The organism is Sphaerisporangium rubeum (assembly GCF_014207705.1).
Taxonomy (GTDB): Bacteria; Actinomycetota; Actinomycetes; order Streptosporangiales; family Streptosporangiaceae; genus Sphaerisporangium; species Sphaerisporangium rubeum.
The window spans coordinates 2,892,574-2,913,923 of record NZ_JACHIU010000001.1 but is presented as its reverse complement, the minus strand read 5'-3'; the positions used below and the strand labels follow the sequence as shown (position 1 = coordinate 2,913,923).

The 21,350-nt window shown below is 70.5% G+C and carries 22 protein-coding genes and 1 pseudogene; 14 read left to right on the top strand and 9 right to left on the bottom strand.

Translation table 11 applies throughout. The features are described from left to right. Window positions 1-42 precede the first annotated feature (42 nt). Both BJ992_RS12420 and BJ992_RS12415 read left to right on the top strand, forming a co-directional pair. Entirely contained in the window at window positions 43-828 is a 786-nt protein-coding gene (locus BJ992_RS12420; protein WP_184980569.1) for an enoyl-CoA hydratase-related protein, read from the top strand. After that, window positions 825-2,669 (top strand): acyclic terpene utilization AtuA family protein, encoded by a 1,845-nt coding sequence (locus BJ992_RS12415; RefSeq protein WP_184980567.1) that lies wholly within the window; start codon window positions 825-827, stop codon window positions 2,667-2,669. The genes BJ992_RS12420 and BJ992_RS12415 overlap by 4 nt, the downstream gene beginning before the upstream one ends. A gap of 19 nt (window positions 2,670-2,688) precedes the next feature. Here BJ992_RS12415 and BJ992_RS32815 read toward each other — a convergent pair. Beyond that, window positions 2,689-3,915: pseudogene (locus tag BJ992_RS32815) on the bottom strand (MFS transporter); the annotation flags it as partial. Between the two features lie 32 nt (window positions 3,916-3,947). Between BJ992_RS32815 and BJ992_RS12410 the strand changes: the two are divergent. From BJ992_RS12410 to BJ992_RS12390, 5 genes are all read left to right on the top strand, one after another. Beyond that, window positions 3,948-4,556, top strand: coding sequence for a helix-turn-helix domain-containing protein (locus tag BJ992_RS12410; RefSeq protein ID WP_184980565.1), 609 nt, complete (start codon window positions 3,948-3,950; stop codon window positions 4,554-4,556). A 104-nt stretch (window positions 4,557-4,660) separates the two neighbouring features. Continuing rightward, complete coding sequence (locus BJ992_RS12405; RefSeq protein ID WP_184980563.1) at window positions 4,661-5,164, top strand: DinB family protein; 504 nt, start codon at window positions 4,661-4,663, stop codon at window positions 5,162-5,164. Between the two features lie 124 nt (window positions 5,165-5,288). Beyond that, the gene (locus BJ992_RS12400) at window positions 5,289-5,495 is read left to right on the top strand and encodes a hypothetical protein (RefSeq protein WP_184980561.1); all 207 of its coding nucleotides are present in this window, start codon (window positions 5,289-5,291) and stop codon (window positions 5,493-5,495) included. Window positions 5,496-5,666: 171 nt separating this feature from the next. Then, complete coding sequence (locus BJ992_RS12395) at window positions 5,667-6,518, top strand: helix-turn-helix domain-containing protein (RefSeq protein ID WP_184980559.1); 852 nt, start codon at window positions 5,667-5,669, stop codon at window positions 6,516-6,518. Window positions 6,519-6,591: 73 nt separating this feature from the next. Beyond that, entirely contained in the window at window positions 6,592-6,849 is a 258-nt protein-coding gene (locus tag BJ992_RS12390; protein ID WP_184980557.1) for a hypothetical protein, read from the top strand. 53 nt (window positions 6,850-6,902) lie between these two features. Here the strand turns inward: BJ992_RS12390 and BJ992_RS12385 are convergent, their stop codons facing one another. Genes BJ992_RS12385 through BJ992_RS34255 form a run of 3 tightly spaced genes read right to left on the bottom strand, consistent with a single transcriptional unit; the run spans window position 6,903 to window position 11,060 of the window. After that, window positions 6,903-8,288, bottom strand: coding sequence for an aspartate aminotransferase family protein (locus BJ992_RS12385; protein ID WP_184980555.1), 1,386 nt, complete (start codon window positions 8,286-8,288; stop codon window positions 6,903-6,905). Then, window positions 8,272-9,447 (bottom strand): aromatic ring-hydroxylating oxygenase subunit alpha, encoded by a 1,176-nt coding sequence (locus tag BJ992_RS12380; RefSeq protein WP_184980553.1) that lies wholly within the window; start codon window positions 9,445-9,447, stop codon window positions 8,272-8,274. Before BJ992_RS12380 ends, BJ992_RS12385 begins: the two co-directional genes overlap by 17 nt. Next, window positions 9,444-11,060 (bottom strand): FAD-dependent oxidoreductase, encoded by a 1,617-nt coding sequence (locus tag BJ992_RS34255; protein ID WP_184980551.1) that lies wholly within the window; start codon window positions 11,058-11,060, stop codon window positions 9,444-9,446. The genes BJ992_RS12380 and BJ992_RS34255 overlap by 4 nt, the downstream gene beginning before the upstream one ends. Before the next feature lie 155 nt (window positions 11,061-11,215). On the opposite strand from BJ992_RS34255, the gene BJ992_RS12370 reads away from it, so the two are divergent. The 6 genes from BJ992_RS12370 to BJ992_RS12345 all read left to right on the top strand — a co-directional run bounded on the left by BJ992_RS12370 (window position 11,216) and on the right by BJ992_RS12345 (window position 16,694). Further along, window positions 11,216-12,442: a polyamine ABC transporter substrate-binding protein gene (locus tag BJ992_RS12370; RefSeq protein ID WP_184980549.1), complete on the top strand. Its 1,227-nt coding sequence runs from the start codon at window positions 11,216-11,218 to the stop codon at window positions 12,440-12,442. 87 nt (window positions 12,443-12,529) lie between these two features. Beyond that, window positions 12,530-13,450, top strand: a complete 921-nt coding sequence (locus tag BJ992_RS32810) for an ABC transporter permease subunit (protein ID WP_184980546.1) — start codon at window positions 12,530-12,532, stop codon at window positions 13,448-13,450. After that, window positions 13,447-14,361, top strand: coding sequence for an ABC transporter permease (locus BJ992_RS12360; protein WP_184980544.1), 915 nt, complete (start codon window positions 13,447-13,449; stop codon window positions 14,359-14,361). Before BJ992_RS32810 ends, BJ992_RS12360 begins: the two co-directional genes overlap by 4 nt. Window positions 14,362-14,368: 7 nt before the next feature. Further along, window positions 14,369-15,598, top strand: coding sequence for an MFS transporter (locus BJ992_RS12355; protein WP_184980542.1), 1,230 nt, complete (start codon window positions 14,369-14,371; stop codon window positions 15,596-15,598). A gap of 29 nt (window positions 15,599-15,627) precedes the next feature. Next, window positions 15,628-16,002 carry an effector-associated constant component EACC1 gene (locus tag BJ992_RS12350; RefSeq protein ID WP_184980540.1) on the top strand — a complete coding sequence of 125 codons (375 nt, stop codon included), beginning with the start codon at window positions 15,628-15,630 and terminating at the stop codon, window positions 16,000-16,002. A gap of 29 nt (window positions 16,003-16,031) precedes the next feature. After that, complete coding sequence (locus BJ992_RS12345; protein ID WP_184980538.1) at window positions 16,032-16,694, top strand: hypothetical protein; 663 nt, start codon at window positions 16,032-16,034, stop codon at window positions 16,692-16,694. Between the two features lie 8 nt (window positions 16,695-16,702). Here BJ992_RS12345 and BJ992_RS12340 read toward each other — a convergent pair whose 3' ends face one another. Both BJ992_RS12340 and BJ992_RS12335 read right to left on the bottom strand, forming a co-directional pair. Next, a complete protein-coding gene (locus BJ992_RS12340; protein ID WP_184980536.1) occupies window positions 16,703-17,869 on the bottom strand; it encodes an acyl-CoA dehydrogenase family protein in 1,167 nt (388 codons plus the stop codon). 55 nt (window positions 17,870-17,924) lie between these two features. Then, window positions 17,925-18,338 (bottom strand): nuclear transport factor 2 family protein, encoded by a 414-nt coding sequence (locus BJ992_RS12335; protein WP_184980534.1) that lies wholly within the window; start codon window positions 18,336-18,338, stop codon window positions 17,925-17,927. A gap of 151 nt (window positions 18,339-18,489) precedes the next feature. Between BJ992_RS12335 and BJ992_RS12330 the strand changes: the two genes are divergently transcribed. Continuing rightward, a complete protein-coding gene (locus tag BJ992_RS12330; protein WP_184980532.1) occupies window positions 18,490-19,098 on the top strand; it encodes a TetR/AcrR family transcriptional regulator in 609 nt (202 codons plus the stop codon). Here the strand turns inward: BJ992_RS12330 and BJ992_RS12325 are convergent. The 3 genes from BJ992_RS12325 to BJ992_RS12315 are packed head-to-tail and all read right to left on the bottom strand — an operon-like array spanning window position 19,079 to window position 21,197. After that, on the bottom strand, window positions 19,079-19,636 hold the full coding sequence (locus BJ992_RS12325; protein WP_184980530.1) for a hypothetical protein: 558 nt from the start codon (window positions 19,634-19,636) through the stop codon (window positions 19,079-19,081). The genes BJ992_RS12330 and BJ992_RS12325 overlap by 20 nt on opposite strands. Continuing rightward, window positions 19,637-20,689 (bottom strand): DUF916 domain-containing protein, encoded by a 1,053-nt coding sequence (locus BJ992_RS12320; RefSeq protein WP_246496614.1) that lies wholly within the window; start codon window positions 20,687-20,689, stop codon window positions 19,637-19,639. After that, window positions 20,682-21,197: a hypothetical protein gene (locus BJ992_RS12315; RefSeq protein ID WP_184980528.1), complete on the bottom strand. Its 516-nt coding sequence runs from the start codon at window positions 21,195-21,197 to the stop codon at window positions 20,682-20,684. The genes BJ992_RS12320 and BJ992_RS12315 overlap by 8 nt, the downstream gene beginning before the upstream one ends. Window positions 21,198-21,350 lie beyond the last annotated feature (153 nt).

Below are 21,350 nucleotides of genomic sequence, written 5' to 3'. Positions count from 1 at the left end.
TCGGGACGACGGCTTCAGGCACACCGTCGTGAAGGAGAACTGATGCTCGTTCATCTGGAGACACGCGACGGCGTGGCGACCCTCACCCTGGACTCCCCCGCCAACCGCAACGCACTGTCCACCCGGCTGCTCGCCGAACTGCTCGACGCTCTCGGCCAGGCGCTCGGCGACGACGCCACACGCGTGCTCGTCCTCACCGGCACCGGCACCGTCTTCTGCTCAGGCGCCGACCTCAAGGAGCAGGCCGCGTCCGGCGCACCGGTCACCGGCGCGTTCCCCGACGTGCTGCGCGCCATCTGGGACAGCCCCAAGCCGGTGATCTGCCGACTGAACGGCACCGCACGCGCCGGCGGCCTCGGCCTGGTCGCGGCCTGCGACTTCGCCATCGCCCCCGACACCGCCACGTTCGCGTTCAGCGAGGTACGTCTCGGCGTCGTCCCCGCGATGATCGCCGTGACCGTCCTGCGGCGCCTCGACCCCCGCGCCGCGTCCGAGTACTTCCTCACCGGCGAGGTCTTCGACGCCACCCGGGCCGTCGGCATCGGTCTTCTCACCCGCGCCGTCCCCCCCGGGACCCTGGACGACACGGTCGCGCACTACACCGGAATGCTGCTCAAAGGCGGCCCCGAGTCCCTGGCGATCACCAAGCGGCTGGTGCGCACCGTCCCCTCGATGTCCGTGGACGAGGGCCTGCGCCAGATGGCGGACCTCTCCGCCGAACGCTTCACCTCGGCCGAAGGCCAGGAAGGCATCAGCGCCTTCCGGGAGAAACGTCCCGCCTCCTGGATCCCGGCCCCGGACGGCGCGACCGGGGAGCGGCCGGCATGACGAGCGGCGAGGCGCCGTTGCGGATCGCCAACTGCAGCGGCTTCTACGGCGACCGGTTGTCGGCGGCACGCGAGATGGTCGACGGCGGCCCCATCGACGTCCTCACCGGTGACTGGCTGGCCGAGCTGACCATGCTCATCCTGGCCGGAAACCGCATGAAGGGTCGTCCCGGCTACGCGCGCACGTTCCTCACCCAGATGGAACAGGTCCTCGGCACCTGCCTCGACCGCGGCATCAAGATCGTCTCCAACGCCGGCGGCCTGGACCCGGCGGGCTGCGCCCAGGCCGTCACAGATCTGGCGTCCCGTCTCGGCCTCACCCCGACGGTGGCCCACATCACCGGCGACGACCTGCTCGCCGCCGGCACCGACCTCGGCGACATGACCAACATGGACACCGGCGAACCCCTGACCGCCACCCCCGTCACCGCCAACGCCTACCTCGGCGGCCGTCCCATAGCCACCGCGCTCCGGTCCGGCGCCGACGTCGTCATCACCGGCAGGGTCACCGACGCCGCTCTCGTCACCGGCCCCGGCATGTGGCACTTCGGCTGGACCGCCACCGACCTCGACGCTCTCGCCGGCTCCGTCGTGGCGGGCCACGTCATCGAATGCGGCTGCCAGGCCACCGGCGGCAACTACTCCTTCTTCGAGGAGATCCCCGACCTCCCCCACTGCGGCTTCCCCATAGCCGAACTCCACGCCGACGGCTCCAGCGTCATCACCAAACACCCCGGCACCGGCGGCGCCGTGACCATCGGCACCGTCACCGCACAACTCCTCTACGAGATCGCCTCCCCCGCCTACCAGGGCCCCGACGTCACAGCCCACTTCGACACCATCCACCTCACTCAGCGATCCCCCGACCGCGTCCACATCACCGGCGTCAAAGGCACCCCTCCACCTCCGACCCTGAAAGTGGCCCTCAACTACCTGGCCGGCTACCGCAACACCATGACCCTGGCCCTCACCGGCCTCGACCTCGAAGCCAAAGCCCGCCTGGCCGAAGAAGCCATCTTCACCCGAGTCCCGAAATCCTCCTTCACCGAAGTCCACACCGACCTCACCCCCACCACCCCCGCCGGCCTGGCCCTCCTCCGCATCACCGTCATGTCCCCCGACCAGCGCCTTGCCGGCCGCGCCTTCTCCTCCGCCGTCGTGGAAACCGGCCTGGCGAGCTACCCCGGCTTCTACTCCCTCACCCCACCCACCGACGCCACCCCCTACGGCGTCTACTGGCCCACCACGACCCCCACCACCACCGTCCACCCACAAGTCCACCTGTCCCCCCCACCAACCGAGACCGTGCACCACACCTCCCCCGACCAGACCGCACACCACACGTCCTCCACGAAGGCAAGCCACGCACCCCCACCCCCCGCCACCGCCGAGCCCTCCCCCCGCCTCCCCGGCACCTCCCTCTCCGGCGCCGACGCGGCGGGACGTGGTACGGCGAATTCGGCGCCGCCGTACGGCGAGAAACCCTCCCCCGTACCTGCCGGCACAGATGTCCGATGGGCCCCGTTGGGAACGATCGCCGGAGCCCGCTCAGGCGACAAAGGCGGCAACGCCAACCTCGGCGTCTGGACCCGCACTCCGGACGAGTACACGTGGCTGCGCACCTACCTCACCACAGACCGCCTCAAAGAACTCCTCCCGGAAACGAGCCACCTGAAGATCGACCGCTACGACCTCCCCAACCTCCTGGCCGTGAACTTCGTCATCCACGGCCTACTCGGCCGCGGCGTAGCGGCATCCCCCCGCCTCGACCCCCAGGCCAAAGCCCTCGGCGAACAACTCCGAGCCCAGCTCGTCCCCATCCCCCCACGCCGGAGTGCTTGACGGTGAGGTTCGCGACGGCCGGACGCGGCAAGCCGGCGCGGACCACCGGAACCATCCCGGCAAGACAGACCCCCACGGCGGTGATGAGCACGACGGGAAGCGAGGTCATCGTGGCCAGGAGGCCGCCGAGTGCGGCGCCGACGGGAATGCCGCTCATGCCGATCAAGCGGTACACGGAGTTCACGCGTCCGAGCAGATCCTCCGGTACCAGACGGTGGCGCAGTGAGATGGTCACGACGTTGGCCAGCGCGTTGGTGACACCGAGGAGCACGGCCGCCGTGTACGTGGGGACGAGATGCGGCGCCAGGACGGGGACCAGCAGCAAGAGGCTGTTGACCAGCCAGGAGAGCAGCAGGGCCCACTTGTCACCGAGCTCGGCGATGACGCGGTGCGCCACGAGCGAGCCGGCCAGGATTCCCACGGCGACGGCGGTCATCAGCAGCCCGTAGGCGGCGGGGGTCAGCGCCAGCGAGGTCCACGGCCCGACCGCGAACAACACGAAGACGGCCCAGTAGGCGGCGTTGGCGAGGTTGAGCAGCCCGGCGCTGGCCGCCACCGAGCGCAGCACGCGGTGACCGCGAAGGTACCGGAGTCCTTCCACCATGTCGGCACGCAGCGGCCGGGTGGACACGCGCTCCGGCCGGAAGCGGCCGTGCATGCCGAGCAGGAGGACCGCGGCGGCGGCGTACACCACGGCGGGTGCGGCGAACAGCACGGCGGCGCTCACCCCGACCAGCAACCCGGCTGCGGGACCGCCGAGGAAGTCGTTCCCGACGGTCTGCGCGCCGACGATCCTGCCGTTGGCGGCGGCCACCCGCTCCGGCGGCACGGTCATCGGCAGGACCGACTGCGCGGAGGTGTCAGCGAACACCTCCCCCACCCCGGCGACCAGCAGCGCCACCAGCAGCACGGGAAACGTCAGCTGACCGAGCACGCCGAGCACCGCCACGACAGCGAACACGCCGGCCCGGGCCCAGTGCGCGGCGACCATCACCCGCCTGCGGTCCCGCCGGTCGGCCATGACCCCGGCGTGCAGCGTGCACAGCAGCCACGGCAGGCCGCCGGCCACCGCGGTCAGCGACACCAGCAGCGGTGAGCGCGTGACGCTCACGGCGAGCAGTGGCGCGCCGACCTTGAGCACGCCGTCCGCCACGTTGGACAGTCCGGTGGAGGCCCAAAGGAAGGCGAACGTTCTGCCGATCGTCACGGCTCCTCCGCTACAGTGTGTGCAAGTAAAGTTGTGCATAAATTCCTTTGCAAAGATAGGTGTGCACACTCATGGAACGCAAGAGCTTCTCCGCACGGGCCCTCGACGCTCACACGCTGAAGTCGTTCGCGCACCCCACTCGCCTCCGCCTGTACGAACTTCTCGACGCCGGCGGCCCCTCCACCGCCACCCGCCTGGCCGAACACCTGCACGAGAACACCGGCGTGACCAGCTACCACCTGCGCGAACTCGCCAAGCACGGCATGATCGAACAGGTCCCCGGCCTCGGCAAGGGCAAGGAGAAGTACTGGCGCGTCACCCCCGGCGGCTACTCCGTCGGCCCCCCACCCGACGACGAACCGGAGACCGCCTCCGCCATCGAGATCCTGACGGACCACGTGGTCCACCACCGAGCCACCGAACTGACCCGCTGGCGCGAGGAGGAATCCACCCTCCCCCCCGAATGGAAGGAAGCCGGCGGCCTCAGCCGCCGCTCCCTCCGCCTGACCCCCGAAGAGACCATCACCCTGTCCCACCAGATCCAGGAGATCCTCACCACCTACCGCACCCTCTCCGACCACCGCGAGTCCGAGACACCTCTCGTCCCACCCCCGGACACCACACGGGTCGTCATTCACTTCGACGTCCTCCCGGCCCACCCCGAGGGGACACCGCAGTAAGGAACGAGCAGGGAAGCAACGGATGCGTCCCGCGGAGAAGACCCCGGCCGGCCTCCCGGATAACCGGTGGACACGGCCGGTGGACGGGGAGCAGGCTCGGGGTCATGGTGCGGAGTGATATTCCTGAGGCGTGGGACGAGCGGGCCGTGTTGGAGAGGCTGCTTGACTACACGCGGGCCACGGTGCGTGCGAAGTGTGAGGGGTTGTCGGAGGAGGGTGCGCGGAGTGCGCCGCTCGGGACGTCGCCGTTGATGTCGATCAGTGGGCTGGTGAGTCATCTGCGGTGGGTGGAGTACTCGTGGATCCAGGTGCGGCTGTTCGGTGAGGACGATCACGGGCCGTGGACGGATGACGATCCGGATCGGGAGATGCGGATCGGGGTGGAGATTCCGCTGGCGCGGTTGCTGGCGGAGTACGAGGAGCAGGCCGAGCGGTACCGGGGGTTGTTGCGGGAGGTGAGCCTGGACACGTGGGCCAGGAAGCCGACCAGGGAAGGACATATCGTCAATCTGCGGTGGATCTACCACCATCTGATCGAGGAGACGGCCCGGCACAACGGGCACATCGACATCCTTCGCGAGATGGCGGACGGGGTGACCGGGGACTGACAACGGAGTTTGCCGGAATTACCCGATTGGTCTAGCTGGCGCAGAACATCCCGTTCGCGACGTCTGGATGGATTACAATTGCGCGCAATTGCGCCAGTCGATCTTCCTCCGGGGAAGGACATCCATGCGTCTGCGGTTTCTCGGGTCCACGTCGGAGGCCGGTGCCTGTCCGTCGCTGTACGAGACGGACCGGGGCACCATCGTCGTGCAGGGGATGGCGGTGACCGATCCGGACGCGCGGGCCGATCTGCGGGACGTACTGGACGGGGAGACCGCGGTCGAGGTGCCGCGCGAGTTGCTCACCGAGATCGCGCGGCGGCTGCTCGCCTGAGGGCCGGCCGCCGGTGGCGCACCGGCGGTGGCCGCTGACCGCGCGGTGGCCGCTCCCCCGGGTTCAGCTGCGATGACGTCGCTCCGGTCACGAATAGGGAGATCCCTATGGCCTGACCGGCGTCGCCGTTCTACCCTCGTGCGAGTTCCGATGCCCCAGCCGGAGGTAGGTTTGAGCGGCTTTCAGGAGGCGCGGGTTACTTTAGGCGCGCAGCTCCGGCACCTGCGTGAGACCGCGCAGATGTCCGGGAAGGATCTCGCGGCGCGGCTCGGCTGGCAGGCGTCCAAGGTGTCGCGGATCGAGAACGCGCGGCAGAGCGCGTCCGAGGAGGACGTGGTCGTCTGGGGGCAGGCGGTGGAGGCGCCGCCGGAGGTGATGGACGCGCTGATCGCGCAGGCGGTGTCGCTGATCGAGCGGCAGGACTCCTGGCGGCAGCGGCACAAGTCGGGGCTCGCGGCCCTGCAGGAGGACGTGCGCGACCTGGAGTCCCGCACGTTGCTCTTCCGGGTGTTCGAGCCGGGGGTGATCATCGGGCTGCTCCAGACGGCCGAGTACGCGCGGCACATCTTCAGCAAGGTGCGGCGGGTGCAGGGGGTCGGGGACGACGTGGACGCGGCGATCCGGGTGCGGATGCGCAGGCAGGACATCCTGTACGACCCCGAGCGCCGGTTCCACTTCCTGATGCCGGAGGCCGTGCTGCGGTACCGGCTGGCGCCGGACGACGTGATGCGCGGTCAGCTCGACCGGCTGCTGGCGGTGACGACGCTGCCGAACGTCGAGTTCGGGCTCATCCCGTTCGGCGCGGAGCTGCCGTCGGCGCTGTTGAACGGGTTCTGGATCTACAACGAGTCGCTGGTCGGGGTGGCCACGCGCACCAAGGAGTTGCTGCTGCGCGACCCCGAGGAGGTGGCGTTCTACGCGGCGGCGTTCGAGGAACTGCGCGCGGCCTCGGTCTTCCATGAGCAGGCCCGCGAGCTCATCGTCCGCGTACTTGTGGAGTACTCCTCACAATCGACGCCTTGATCCGCACAATTGCTTGCCGATCATCCCAAGATCATGCAATCCTTGCCTTCCAGGTGATCTGGAGGTGAGGCCGGTGCTCGACACGATGTCCTGCCTTGAGCGCTTCGCGGACTCCACTCGCACCCACATCGACCTCGCGGTCCGCGTCGTGCCGGGCTCCCCGGCCAGCGTGCGTGTGCGCAACCGTTTCAGCAGCAACCTGCACGAGGTCGTCACCTGCAGCTCCGAAGGCGCGTTCGTCACCTCGTGGGGGTACCGCCTCGGCACGGTGGACGACATCGACGCGGCGGCGGCCCGGCTGGCGTACCTGCTCGCGGCCATGCCGGCCTGACGGTCCATGCCTGAACGGCACCGCGCCTTTCCTGCGCCGCCGCGCCGGAGCCGTCAGCTCGGACGCAGGTGTGCCGCCATCCGTTCCAGGTTGACGACGAAGCGCCGCACGTCGGCCTCGGTGTGCTGCACCGACACCGTCCACTGCTCGCACTTGCCCCACGGCGGCAGGAACACGCCGCCGTTGTGCTGGTACAGCCAGTGCGCGTTCCCCCACTGGTCGGGGTACGCCACGAAGTCGCGGTAGTCGCGCAGCGGCCGGTCGTGGAACACGACGGCCCCCTTGGCTCCGTAGGACCGCACGTGACCCGGCAGACCGTACCGGTGCAGGATCTCCTCGGCGCCGTCGGACATGACGCGCCGCAGCCGCTCGAAGTGCCGGTACGCCGCGTCGTCGAGGATGTCGAACAGCATGGCCCGCGCGGCGGCCATCGTGAGCGGGTTGCCGTTGAACGTGCCGACCTGCTCGTAGGTGCCGTCGGCGATGATCCCCATGAGCTCGGGAACCCCGCCGATCGCGCCGCACGGGATGCCGCCGGCGAGGGCCTTGGCCAGGCAGATCAGGTCCGGCACCACACCGGACCACTGCGTGGCCCCGCCTTGCGACACCGCGAGCCCGGTCTTGACCTCGTCGTACGCCAGGTACGCGCCGTGCCGGTGCAGCAGCGCCTTCAGCCCGGCCAGGTAGCCGTCCGGCGGTGCGATGAGCCCGATGTTCATCATGATCGGCTCGATGATCATGCCGGCGATCTCGCCGGGGTTCTCCACCAGCAGCCGTTCCACCGGCTCCAGGTCGCCGAACGGCACGACCAGCGTGAGCTGCGCCAGCGCCGGCGGCACCGCGGGCCCCACCGGCACCGAGTACGGCCGTCCCGCCGGGCCGCGCTCCTCGGGGCCGGGGTACACCGACACCTGCACACTGTCGTGGTGACCGTGGTACGTCCCCTCCACCTTGATGATCTTCATACGGCCGGTGGCGGCCCGCATCAGGTGCACGGCGTCCATGGTGGACTCGGTGCCGGAGTTGCCGAACCGCCACAGCGGCACCCCGAACCGCCGGGCCAGCTCGCGCGCCACCACGACCGCGTCCTCGGTGGGCTGCGCGAAATGCGTGCCTTTGCGTACCCGATCGGACACGGCCGCCACGATCGCCGGGTGCGCGTGACCGGCGAGGCCGACGCCGAAGCCGCCGTGCAGGTCGACGTACGACGTGCCGTCCACGTCCACGACCCGCGACCCCGCGCCGTGGGAGATCCACACCGCGCCGGGTGGCGCGTCCTGCCAGTTGGAGGCGACGCCGCCAGGCAGGACGTCCGCGCTGGCGGCGCGCACGCGGCGCGACTCGGCGGTGCGGGCCAGGAAGACCGACTCCTCGGCCTCGATCAGTGTGTCCAGCAGGGCTAGGTCCCGGTCGGCGACGGTCTCACTGGCGACGGACATCTTCGTTCCTTTCGACCGCCGGCAACCGGCCGGTCAGGTATGCGGCGCCGACCCAGGCGATCCACTGGTTGGTGACCTCCTCCTCGGGGGCGAACGGGCCCGGCACGTAGCCGCGGGACGCGACGCCGCGCTGCACGCCTTCGCACGCCTCCCAGTCCTGGCGGTTGGTGACGTCCCAGAAGTCCACCGCGTACGAGGGGTCGGCGCCGGCCGCCTCCGGCGGGAACAGCCACTGGCAGGTGACCTTGGTGTGTCCCGCGGTGACCGGTTCGAGCACGTGGGTCATGACGTAGTCGGGGTGCATGCTGAGCAGCAGGTTCGGATAGAGCTGGATGTACTCGACCTTGCGCCGCAGCGTGCCGGTGATCCCCCGCAGGTGCGTCCCGCCGGACGCGCCGGTCATCGACATGGTGTCGGCGCCGTCCACCAGGGTCATGCTGCCGCCGGCCCACAGCCCCGTCGGCGGGTGGTTGTCGCCGCTGTCCGGCGGGGACACCCGGCACAGCTCCGGGTGGATGGCGGGACAGTGGTAGCACTCGTGGTAGTTCTCCACCGCGAGCTTCCAGTTGGCCGCGAGGTCGTACTCGTGCGTGGCGGCGACCGTGAGGCGTTCCATCTCGTACGGCGCGACGATCTCCTCAAGGCCCGCGAGGTACTCCGGCAGCGGCGGCGCGTCACCGGAGGCGTTGACGAACACGAAGCCGTGCCACTCCGCCACGGCGGCCGGCACCAGGCCGAGCGCGCCTGTGTCGAAGGCGTCGCCGGAGCGCGGCACGCGGCGCAGCGCGCCGGTGAGGTCGTAGACCCAGTTGTGGTAGGGGCAGGTGATGAGGCGGCCGGTGGCCGTCGAGCCGCACGGCAGCAGTTCGTGGCCGCGGTGCCGGCAGACGTTAGAGAAGCCGCGCAGGGTGCCGTCCTCGTCGCGCACCAGCAGCACACTGTCGTCGCCGACGGCGACCGCCTTGCGCGAGCGCGGCCCGAGGTCGGACGACCGTCCCGCGCAGACCCAGCCGCCGGCGAGGATCACCTCGCGTTCGAAGGCGAGCACGTCGTCGGACAGGTACGCGGCGGCCGGCAGCATCGTGCCTGGCGGGACGACGGCGGCACGCACCTGATCGAGGTCGAGGGGTGCGGTGCGTCCTCGTGCCGTGCCGGTCATCGTCGCCACCTCCGGTCGCGCAGGATCCGCTGTGAGCACAGGTACCCGGCGATGCCGGTGACCCCGCCGCCGCCGTGCGTGGCCGACGAGCACTGGTACAGGCCGCGCACCGGCGTGGTGTAGCCGGCGTACCCGGGGGCCGGCCGCAGGTGGAAGAGCTGGTCGGCCGACAGCTCGCCGTGAAAGATGTTGCCGCCGACCAGGCCGTACTGCTGTTCCATCCGGTGCGGCCCGATGACCTGCCGGTGCAGCACCGACGCCTTGAAGCCGGGGGCCAGGTCGTCGTACAGCCCGATCACCCGGTCGGCGTACGCGTCGAGCTCCGCCTCGTGCGGCTCGGCCGACCAGGTGTGCGGCACCCACTGCGTGAACATCGACATGACGTGCGTGCCTGGCGGACACAGGCTCGGGTCGAGGATGGAGGGGATGACGCTGTCGGAGAACGGCGCCGCGGCGGGACGTCCCTCGCGCGCGTCCTGGAAGGCCCGCTCGACGTACTCCAGGTCGTGGCACAGCTCCACCGACCCGCTGAGCTGCTCCGGCGCGAGATCGGGCCGCGAGGCGAACCGCGGCAGCCGCGACAGGGCTACGTTGATCTTCACGACGCCGCTGCGCGACCGCCACCGCTCGATGTCGGCCACGAAGTCGTCCGGCAGTTCGGCCCGCTCGATCTGATCGAGGAACGTGATCCTCGGGTGGGTGGCGGCCACCACGACCGGCGCGGTGAACTCACGGCCGTCGGCGAGCGCGACACCGGTGACCCGTCCGCCGCGCACGGCGATGCGTTCCACCTTGGCGTCGGTGAGCACGTGCGCGCCGAACGCCTCCGCGGACCGGCGGATCGCGGCCGACACCGCACCCATGCCGCCGATCGGGTACCCCCAGCTCCCCATCTTGCCGTCGCCGACGTCACCGATGGTGTGGTGCATCATGACGTACGCCGTGCCGGGCTCGGCCGGCCCGGCCCACGTGCCGATGACGCCGTTGATCGCCATGGTGCCTTTGACCTGTGGCGACTCGAACCACTCGTCGAGCAGGTCGGAGATCGACATGGTGAACAGCCGGACCGCGTCCGCCGCGCCGCGCGTGCGCAGCCCCCGCATGGCCCACGCCAGCCGCAGCTGGCCCATCAGGTCACGCGGCCGCATGGAGCCGACGTTCGGCGGGGTCTTCATCAGCAGAGGCGCGAGCACGTCGCCGACGCCGCGCAGCCACGCCTCGTACCGCGGCATGGCGTCGGCGTCCCCGCGGCCGAACACCGACAGCTCGGCGTGGTCGTGGCGCTCGTCCCCGGTGAGCATCAGCGACCTGCCGTCCGGGAACGGCATGAAGTCGGGGCCCATGGGGACGACCCGGTAGCCGTGCTCGGCCAGCCGCAGGTCGTTCAGGATCGTGGGGGGCATGAGGCTCATCACGTACGACAGTGCGGTGACCTTGAACTCCGGTCCCCATGGCGTCTCGGTGGTGGCGGCGCCGCCGGTGACGGCGCGGGCCTCCAGCACGAGGGGCCGCAGCCCCGTCCGCGCGAGGTAGGCGGCGGCGACGAGCCCGTTGTGCCCGCCACCGACGATGATCGCGTCGTAGGTGGTTGCTGTTCGGTCGCTCCGGTCCACTGGCCGGGCCCTTCCTGCCACGTTCGGGGTACCGTTTTGCCCCGACCCGGAAAACTTGGTCTGAGAGCCTTGTGGCGGCGGACCCTCCACACCAGACTAACTGGTTAACCAGTCAGTCTGGCAAGAGGTGACCTGATGCCAGAAATGAGCCGCGCATGCCCCCCCACCCACGCGACCCACTGAACCGGCGCCTGTTCCTGCAGGTCGCAGGGCTGACCACGCTGACAGGTCTCGCCGCGGCGTGCGGCGGGGAACGACCGGGACGCCGCGCCGCCGCCGCGTCCGCCGTGCCGCTGAGCCGTCCCACCTCCCCCGCGACGCTGCCGCTGCACGCCGACGTGCCGGCCGTCGCGAGCGGCCTCGAGCCGGAGAAGGGCGGCACGCTCAAGCTGCTCAACTACGCCGAGTACATCTCTCCTGACGTGTGCAAGGCGTTCGGCAAGGAGCACGGCGTCGAGGTCGAGGTCACCGTGTTCACCACGATGGACGAGATGATCGCCAAGCTGCGCACCGCAGGCGAGGGCTTCGACGTGTGCTTCCCCACGCCGGACGTCATCGCCAAGGCCGCCGTCGGCAAGCTGCTCCAGCCGCTCAACGCGTCCTACCTGCCGCACCTCGCCGGGGTCTGGCCGCAGCTGCGCGACCCGTTCTACGACAAGGGCTCGCGGTACACCGTGCCGTACAACGCCTACACCTCCGGCATCGGCTACCGCGCCGACCGGGTGAAGAGTCTGCCGTCCAACGGGTACGACCTGCTGTGGGACGCCGCGTACAAGGGGAAGTCGTACGTCATCGACGACGCGCGCGAGGGGCTGGCGCTGGCGATGCTGCGCAACGGGGTCACCGACATCAACACCGAGGACCCCGCCAAGATCAAGCAGGCCGGCGCGTGGCTGGCCGAGCTGATCCCCCGCACCGGCGTCAAGGTCGGCATCTCCGCCTACCAGCTCGTCGCCGAGGGCCAGGCCACCGTGCATCACTGCTGGTCCGGCGACATGATCAACGCGCAGGCGTACCTGCCGAAGGGTGTGGACGCCGAGGTGCTCGGCTACTGGTACCCCGACGCGTCCCTCGGCGTGGTCGGCACCGACACCATGGCTGTGCCGCGCAACGCCACCAAGCCGGTGCTGGCGCACATGTTCATCGACCACCTGCTCGATCCCAAGGTCGCCGAGCAGAACTTCTCCTACACCGGCTATCAGCCGGCGCTCACCGCCATCACGCCGGAGAAGATGGTGACCGATGGATTCGTGACAGAACAGCTCAAATCCACCATTGTTACCCCTGACGTCTACGCGCGCAGCCTGCAGATCCTCCAGATCAGCCCACCCGCCGAAGCCCTGTGGAACGACGCCTGGGCCGCGTTCAAGGCCGGACGCTGACAACCGGCGGCCGGTGGCGGACACCAGGCGGCGCAACGGACGGGGGGTGGGAAACGATAGAGGATCGGATGACGAGGCGGTGAACGGGTGAGGGTGACCGGACGCGCGACGGCGCGGCGCGGCGTGGCGCGCACCGGGCTGTGGGCCGCGCTCGCGGCACCCGGCACGCTGTGGCTGCTGGCGCTGTTCGCGGTGCCGTTCTACGCGGTGGCCGCCGTGGCGTTCGGCTACACCGACCCGCTGTTCAACGCGCCGATCCCCGAGTGGGACCCGCGCTACTGGGACGTCACGACGTTCGGCGAGGTCGTACAGCGCAGCCTCACCGGCGACCTGCGGCCGGTGTTCCTGCGCACCCTGCTGTACGTCGGCGTCGCGCTCACCGTGTGCGTACTGATCGGCTACCCGGTGGCCTACTACCTGGCCCGGCACGCCGGCCGCCGCAAAGGCCTGCTGCTCGCGCTGGTGCTCGCGCCGTGGTGGATCAACTACATCACGCGCATGCTCGCCTGGCTCAACCTGCTGCAGGACGACGGCTACGTCAACGACCTGCTCATGGCGGGCCACCTGATCAGCGAGCCGGTGCGCTGGCTGTCCGGCAACCCGTACACCGTGATCCTCGCGCTGGTCTACGGCTACATCCCGTTCTTCATCGTCCCGCTGTTCTCCACCCTCGACCGGGTCGACGAGCGCCTGCTCGAGGCCGCGCGCGACCTCGGCTGCACCGGCGCTCGCGCGTTCTGGCACGTCACCCTGCCGCTGTCCCGCCACGGCCTGATGACCGCCGCCGCCATCACGGCACTGCCGATGTTCGGCGACTACTACACCACCACCCTGGTCTCCGGCTCCCCCACCACCACCATGGTCGGCAACCAGATCGAGTTCTACCTCCTCGGCGGTTCCAGGAAGGAACTCGGCGCCTCCCTCGTGCTGATCCTCTCCGCTCTGCTGATGGCCCTCATGGCCTACTACCTCATCGCCACCCGCCGCGCGGAACGCGACCTCACATGACGACCCACGACGTACGACGCCATGAGCACCCGCCGCGCGGACCACGACCGCGCGTTCGCGAGGAGCGTTCCCGGCGCCGTGCCGTCCGCCGCGGCCCCGTGGTCCTCGCCACCCTCACCTGGCTGTACGTCGCCTGGTCGCTCCTCCCCGTCCTCGTCGCCGTGCAGTTCTCCTTCAACGCCGGCCGCTCACGCAGCACCTGGCAGGGCTTCTCCCTGCGCTGGTACGCCGGCGACCCGGCGTCTGTCGCCGCCGACCCCGGCCTGCACACCGCGCTCGTCAACAGCCTGGTCCTCGCGGCCCTGACCACCCTGGTCGCCACCCCGCTCGGCGTGGCCCTGGCCATCGGCCTGGCCCGGTGGCGCGGCCGCACCGGCCGCGCGGCCGGCGGCCTGATGCTGCTGCCGCTCGCCACCCCCGAGATCGTCATGGGCAGCGCGCTCTACCTGGTGTTCACCAACCTCTATCTGTTCGTGCCGCTCGGCCGTCCCGCCATGGTCCTCGGCCACGTCACGTTCTCCGTCTCCTACGTCGTGATCATCGTCCGTTCGCGCCTGGCGTCCATCGGCGACGAGTACGAGACCGCGGCCCGCGACCTCGGCGCCTCGCGCCTGCAGGCGCTGCGCCTGGTCGTGCTCCCCCTGCTCACCCCCGCCGTCTTCGCCAGCGCCATGATCGTGTTCGCGTCCTCCATGGACGATTTCGTGATCAGCGCCTTCCTGTCCCCCGACGCGTCCTCGGTGACCGTCCCCATCAAGCTGTACAGCGCCGTCCGCACCGCCCCCACCCCAGCGCTCAACGCGCTGGCGACCCTGCTGCTCGCCGCCTCCGCTCTGGCCCTTGTCCTCGCCTGGCTCGTCCTGCGCCGCCGGGGCTCGACCGCCGCCCTACGGGACATGGCCTCGATGTGACCTACCGTTGGCGCGGCCCTCCCTGACGGCACTGCTCGTGGCCGAGACCATCTCGGTCACGGGCAACCACGCCACCCGGCTGGCCCTGCCGTGGTTCGTTTTGGAGACCACGCACTCGGCCGGCCGGATGAGCGCCGTGCTGGCCACCCAGATGGCCGCCATGGCGATCTGCGGCATCCCCGGCGGCGCACTGGCCGCCAGGTTCAGTCCCCGGCGCGTCATGCAGGTCTCCGACCTGGCCCAAGGCCTCCTCATCGGCCTCGTCCCGGCCCTGTACGCGGCCGACCTGCTGTCGTTCCCCGTGCTGCTCGTCATCGTGTTCCTCGTCGGCTCCTTCTTCGCGCCGTACCACGCCGCGCAACGCGTGCTGCTGCCGTCCCTGGCAGGTGACGGTCTTCGCGCGTTGGAACGTGCGAACACCTTGCTCGTCGGCGCGGCCCGCAGCGCCGCACTGCTCGGCCCCGCCGTCGCGGCCGTCCTCATCGCCTGGGTAGGCGCCGCACAGGTCCTGGTCCTCGACGCCGCCAGCTTCCTGGTCGCGTCCCTGCTCGTCACCCTGGCCGTCCGCACCACCGGCCCCGCGCGAACCACCCCCGCCAAGGTGTCCGCCGGTGTCGCGGTACTCCTGCGCGACCGCGTCCTGCGACCGTGGACGTTCGGCCAGTGCGCCTGCGAGATGTCCGTGCAGATCGTCCTCGCCGCCATCCCCGTGATGGCCTTCCTCCGCTACGGCGGCCAGGCCGAGACCGCGGGCCTGCTCCTGATGCTCTTCGGCGCCGGCGCCGTGGCCGGCAACATCCTCGTCCTCGGCCTGCTCCGCCACTTCACCGGCACCCGCCTCATCCTCGCCGGCTGCGTCCTGGAGCCCCTGGCCCTGTGGGTCATCGTCGTCGACACCCGCCTCATCACCCTCGGCGTGATGCTCCTCCTCGCCGGCGTCTTCCTCGGCCTCCTGAACGGCCCAGGCGCCGCCATGCAGATCGAACGCATCCCCCCACCCCTGCGCAGCCAAGGCATGTCCGCCTTCGCCACGGTCGTCCTCGCCGCCGGCGCCATCGGCCTCGCCGTCAGCGGCCCGGCCGCCGAGACCCTCACCCCGAGCGCGGTCTTCTCCATCGTCGCCGCTCTGTACACCGCGGGCTGCGTCCTCGCCATGATCGCCACCATGCGACGACACGCACCCCTCATTGAGGGTCACGAATCATCGCTGCCGGATCATCCTGCGTCACACTGGTGACGTTCACCCGCTTCCAGTGATGAGGGCATATGACGTTCGTGGTCACCGCATGGTCGGAGAACCCGGGGGAGTTACGCCGGCTGCACAAGCGAGTGATCGAGGAGCGGTCGATCCGGGGCCGTGCGCGCATCGTGGAGGTCGAGACGGAGGGAGACCGCCTCGGCCCTCTGGTGGACTCCTTACAGGTGACACTGGCCTCAGGCGTAGCGACCGCCGCCTTCGCCGACATGGTCGTGACCTGGCTCGGCACTCGGCCGGCGGAGGTCACCGTACGGTTGACCCGCGACGAGCATGAGATCGTCGTCTCGGCCGACGAGGTCGCCGTCATGCCTCCCGCCGCCGCACGCGAGCTCACGGAACGGCTGACCGAGATGTTCGACGGCGACCACCGGCACTCCTTGTAGCAGGGCCACGCCGATGCGATGCTGACCCAATGGACCTGGTCCGTACCGTCATGGACCTCTTGGTGATCCCGCTCCTCACCCTCGTCGCGACCTTGGTCGCGGTCGACAGCTGGCTTGCCGACCGGCGGTCACGCACCCGGCCGCGGAACACGCAGCACCCCGGCTCGCCTTCCGCCGGTCCGCCGCACGGCGTCATGTACGGTCTGCCTGATCCCTACGCGCCGTCCACGCCGTACGGCCAGGCTCCCGCGTACGGTGGTGCGCAGGTTCGCGCCGTGCCACCTGCCGCGCCGTCCCGTCCGGTGTCCGCCGGTATCGCCTTGTGGGCCGTGCCTCTGCTCCATGTCCCCCTCCTCGGGGTCGGGTGGTGGCACATCGTCGCCTGGGACTCCATCGTGGCGGGATCCTTGGGTGAACTCACCCCCCAGGACCTGGAGAAGTCGCCGGTGAGCGCCTTCTTCTTCGTCCTGTCCGGCGCTCTGCTCTGCCTCCGGCTCGCGCGATCCGACGACCCCGCGCACGACGGCCGGCGGTGGCTGTACGGGACGCTGCTCGTGGCCGACATAGTCACGGCCGTCCTGCTCATCGTGCTCAGGGAACAGATCTGGAACTACACGTTTCTCCCCGCCTTCGCGGTGTTCCTTCTCCTCACCGGCTGGTCCCTGCCACGCGGACGACGTCAGTACGGCTGACCCCGCGGTCAGGCGATGACCGACGGGACGCCGCGGCGGAGCATCGAGCGCGTGATGACGAGGCGCTGGATCTCGCTCGTCCCCTCCCAGATGCGGTCCACGCGCAGTTCGCGCAGAAAGCGTTCCGCCGGGGTGGTGCGCATGTAGCCGCGGCCGCCGAAGGTCTGGACGGCGCGGTCGGCGCAGCGGTGTGCGGCTTCGCTGGCGAAGAGCTTGGCCAGGGACGCCTTGGCGTGGACGATCCTGGGGTCGGTGCCGGAGTCGGCCAGCGACGCGACCTCGTACACCAGCAGGCGGGCCGCGGCGGCGTCGGCGGCCGAGTCGGCGAGAGGGAAGGCCACCCCCTGGTGCTCGATGATCGGCACGCCGCCTTGTACGCGGGCGGTGGCCCAGGCGACGGATTCCTCCAGGAGTCTGCTCATCGCGCCGACGCAGTGGGCCGCGATGCCGAGGCGTTCCTCGACGAACCACGCGCGCTGGAGGTCGTCCGCGCCGCCGAGCGGGCCGAGGACCGCGGTCTCGGGGACGCGCACGCCGTCCAGGCGCAGGGTGGGGTGGCCGTGCGGGAAGGTGTGGGTGAACGGCGGGTCGTCGGTGAAGGTCAGGCCCTCGGTGGCGGCGTCCACGACGAACAGGGTCGGGCCGTGCTCCTCGGCGAGCGCGACCACGATGTGCGCGGCGGCGACGTCGCCGCTGGTGACGAACCACTTCTCACCGTCGAGGACCCAGCCTCCGGCGTCGCGGCGCGCGGTGGTGCGGATGCCTGAGGGGTCCGAGCCGGCGTGCTCCTCGGTGACGGCGTACGACAGCCAGCCCTCGCCGCGCAGTGCGGGCCGCAGGTATCGGTCGATCTGCTCCGGGGTGCCGGCGGACATCACGTTGTAGGCGTCCGGCACCCACCACCACAGGCCGTTGGTGTTGCGGCCGAGTTGTTCGTGCGCCACGACGTAGTCGACGGCCGACCACCCCTGGCCGCCGTGCGCGACGCTGTGCCTGCCGCCGTTGAGGCGTGCGCGGACGGCGGCCGTCATGATGCCGGCCACGACGCCGGACGGCAGCCGGCCGCCGGACCGCTCGGCGGTCTCCTCGTGCGGCACGAGCTCCTCGTCGACGAACCGGCGGGCCCGCGCGCGCAGTTCGTCCTGCTCCGGCGTGAGCCGTACCAGGGACGTCATGGCATCCTCTCCTAGGCTGACTGATCACCCAGTCAACTCAGTGCCGTCACCGGTGTCAATCCCCGCGCAGCGACGCCACCAGACCCGGCAGTCCTCCGGTGGCCGCCGCGACGGCGATCGGGTCCTGGTACTCACGCCAGAGCACGACCTTGCCGTCCCTCGCGCGCAGCACCCCGGCGAACGGGGCCCAGGCCTCGCGTCCGTCCGGCAACGTGCCACCGAGTTCGTACTCGACCACGATCACCTCGGGGTCGGCCGTCTCGTGGACCACCACTTTCCGGCGCCGCAGCTCGAACGGGAACGCCTGCCGTCCGGGCCGCGCGAACGCGAGCCACTCCTCCTTGCCTACCCACCGCCGCGGCCGGCCCGGCGGCGCGAACGGCGTCTCGACCACGAGGCCGTCGGCGAGGACGTCTTCGTGCTCGCCGAAGATGGGGAAATCCTCGAACAGCTCGCGTGGTGTGCGCATGGCGAATCCTTCCAGCCGACTAAGATGAGTGACGACTCACGTTGGAAAATAATGAGTGCCGACTCATCTTGTCAACGGACGGACTTCCGCATGCCTGAATCGCCTATGCGCACCGACCGGCCCCGCGACCTCCTCACGGACGGATCTCCGCATGCCTGAATCGCCTGTGCGCGCCGACGCCAAGCGCAACCGGTCCCGCATCCTCGCCGAGGCGGCGGCCGTGTTCGCCGAGAAAGGCGCGTCCGCGTCCACCGAGGAGGTCGCCGCACGGGCCGGCGTGGCCATCGGCACCGTCTTCCGACACTTCCCCACCAAAAGAGACCTCCTGCAGGCCATCGTCAAAGACCTGCTGGAGCGCCTCACCGAGGAGGCCGCGACCCTCGCCGCCGACGGCGACCCCGCCACGGCCCTGTTCGACTACTTCCGCCACATGGTCGCGCAGGCCGCCGCCAAGAAGACCGTCGCCGACCTGCTCGCCGCCGACACCGGCGTACAGCTGGAGGTCTCCGGTCCCGTCCTCACCCTCAGCGCCGCCGTGCAGACCTTGCTGAGCCGCGCGCAACACTGCGGCGCCGTCGACCCCGCCGTCCGCCTCGACGAGGTCATGGCCCTGCTCACCGCCACCTGCCAAGGCGCACTGCGTTCCGGCTGGTCCCCCGATCTCCAGGAACGCACCCTCACCATCGTCTTCGCCGGCCTGCGGGACCGGTCCTCCCAGGCCGGCGAAGACGTGGCGGCGGTCAGGCGACGGAGTGGGTGACGACGCCGGTGTAGGTGCCGGCGGTCACGCCGGCGAAGGGGATGGACAGGACCAGGGTGGGATTCCAGGAGGCGGAGTTGACCCCCCCTTGCGCGGTGCGGGAGAACGCCGTCCGTGGGACGGCGAGGGTGACCCTGGCCGCGGCGGTCGGCTGCCCGGGAACGAACGGCCCATTTCCTTGGGTGGCGGTGGCCTGGCCGGACCAGTAGCTCATGTTGGCCCGGCCGATCGTGGCCACCGGCGGGGTGGTGCGGGTGTAATCGGTCGAGGAGACAGTGGCCGTCCAGGCACCCGCGCCTGGCGCGCGCGTGTCGGTCACCGTCACCGTCCCCATCTGCGCGCTTCGCTGACTTCCGGACGTACCGCTGCCCAGGGACACCGCCGCAGGTGCGGTGATGGTCAATGCCCCGGCGCGGGCCAGGACGTAGGTGGCCGACGAAGCGGCCGTGGACGCCGGACATGACGGCAGGACCGCCGCGGGTACGCAACCGGCCAGTACGGCCATGGTGACGAGAGGGGGTTGGGTACGTCTGCGCATTTACGCCTTTCGGGGTTCGGGGTGGGGTCCGGCCCGCCGGCGTCTCCAGACGACGATCCCGGCGGCCGCCAGACCCAGTGCGACGACGAGCGCGGGAAGGATGAGCCACGAGGTGCCGGTCAAGGCGACGGGCCTGCCCACTCCGGCTTCGGGGAAGACGACGGTCGCGGACACCTCGCGTTCGATCATGCCGCTACGGACCACCAGGTCGGCCTTCCAGGGCCCTTGCGGCAGCCGTGGGTCCAGGACGACGGCCAGCCGTCCGGACTCCCCCGGCCGCAGGGTGACCCCCAGTTGTGCGGGGTAAGGTCCGGCGCGCAGTCCACCCGGCCCGTCCGACAGGGACAGCGAGCCGGACAGGTCCAAGGCCCGGCCACCGGTGTTGTGCACCCGCGCGGCCAGGACCGGACGGCCTGACGCGTCACGCTCGGGGGTGAGCCGGTCGATGCTCATGTCGGACGGCGGCTCGCCGCCTGGGCCGATGTCGAGATACATCCGGATGCCGACCCGGATGGCCAGGCCGATGTTCCGCGCCTTGTCGGGCTCGGCGGTGGCCTGAGCCCAGATCACGCCGTACCGCTCACCCTTCCACGCCTCGGACGGCACACGAATGGTGAACCGCACTCTGCGTGCCTGACCGGGGGCCAGGTCGATCTCCGCGGGCCTGACGGTGGTCCAGCTCGTCAGCTCGTTCGGGGTGCGGTCAGGCGCGAAGACGAACGCGTGACCGCGGATGTCGGCCGCCGCCGGATACAACTGGACGCGCATCGGGTGCCCGCTGCTGTTGGACACCTCGATCCGCCGCCTGACGGTGGTCCCAGGATCGAGGTGGTCCACCACACCCTTGAGCGCACGAGGGTCGGCGCGACGGGCCACGGGTGCGTCGACCAGCCGGATACCCAGTCCTCCCCGGGGGTCGTCTCTCCTCGGGGACGACGCCGGCGAGGAGCCGGCCGTGGCGGGAACCGGCACGGCCGCGACCGCGACCGCGCCGGCACACAGTCCGGCCAGCAGGACACCGATGGCCGGACTGCCGCGTCGTGGGTCAGGCAACGGAGTGAGTCACCGTCCCGCTGTAGGTGCCAAGGCCCACCGACAGCGGGATGGCCACGGCGATGGTCGGGTTCCACGTCGCCTGGCTGTTACCTGTGCCGCCGCTGTAGGACATGGCGACCCGCTGTACGTCCAGGGTCCCGCCGGGGCCCGAGGTGAGGGTGCCGTTCCCGGTGATCAGCGTGCCGGGGCCGGGTGTGTAGGTCGCCGCGGAGGAGGGGACCGTGTCGGACGGGCCGACGAAGGCTGTGGACGAGACACGGGCGGTCCAGTCCGAGGTGGGGACTCCGCCTCGTGCGTCGGTCACCGTGATCGAACCGATCGGCCCGCTGACGCTGTTGCCCGCCGCCGCGCTGCCGAGGCTCACCGGCCCCGCAGGCGCGGTGATGGTCAACGCGCCGGAGGTGACCGTGAAGGTCACCGTGGTGTCCACGGCAGCGGCCGGATCGGTGAGCACGGCCAAAGTCAGCGCGGTACCCGACATCAACGCGAGCAGCCTGAGTCGCATGCTTGTTCCCCGAACATGTCAACGCCCCCGCCATGGGCGAGAGCCCGATGATCACCTGCGTCCACGGTAGGGAGCAAGGTTCGTGGTCGCGGGGAACGACGGGCCCGTCCTGGGGCTAATTCGCCTTCCCTTGGCGAAGGCTTGATGTCCGGG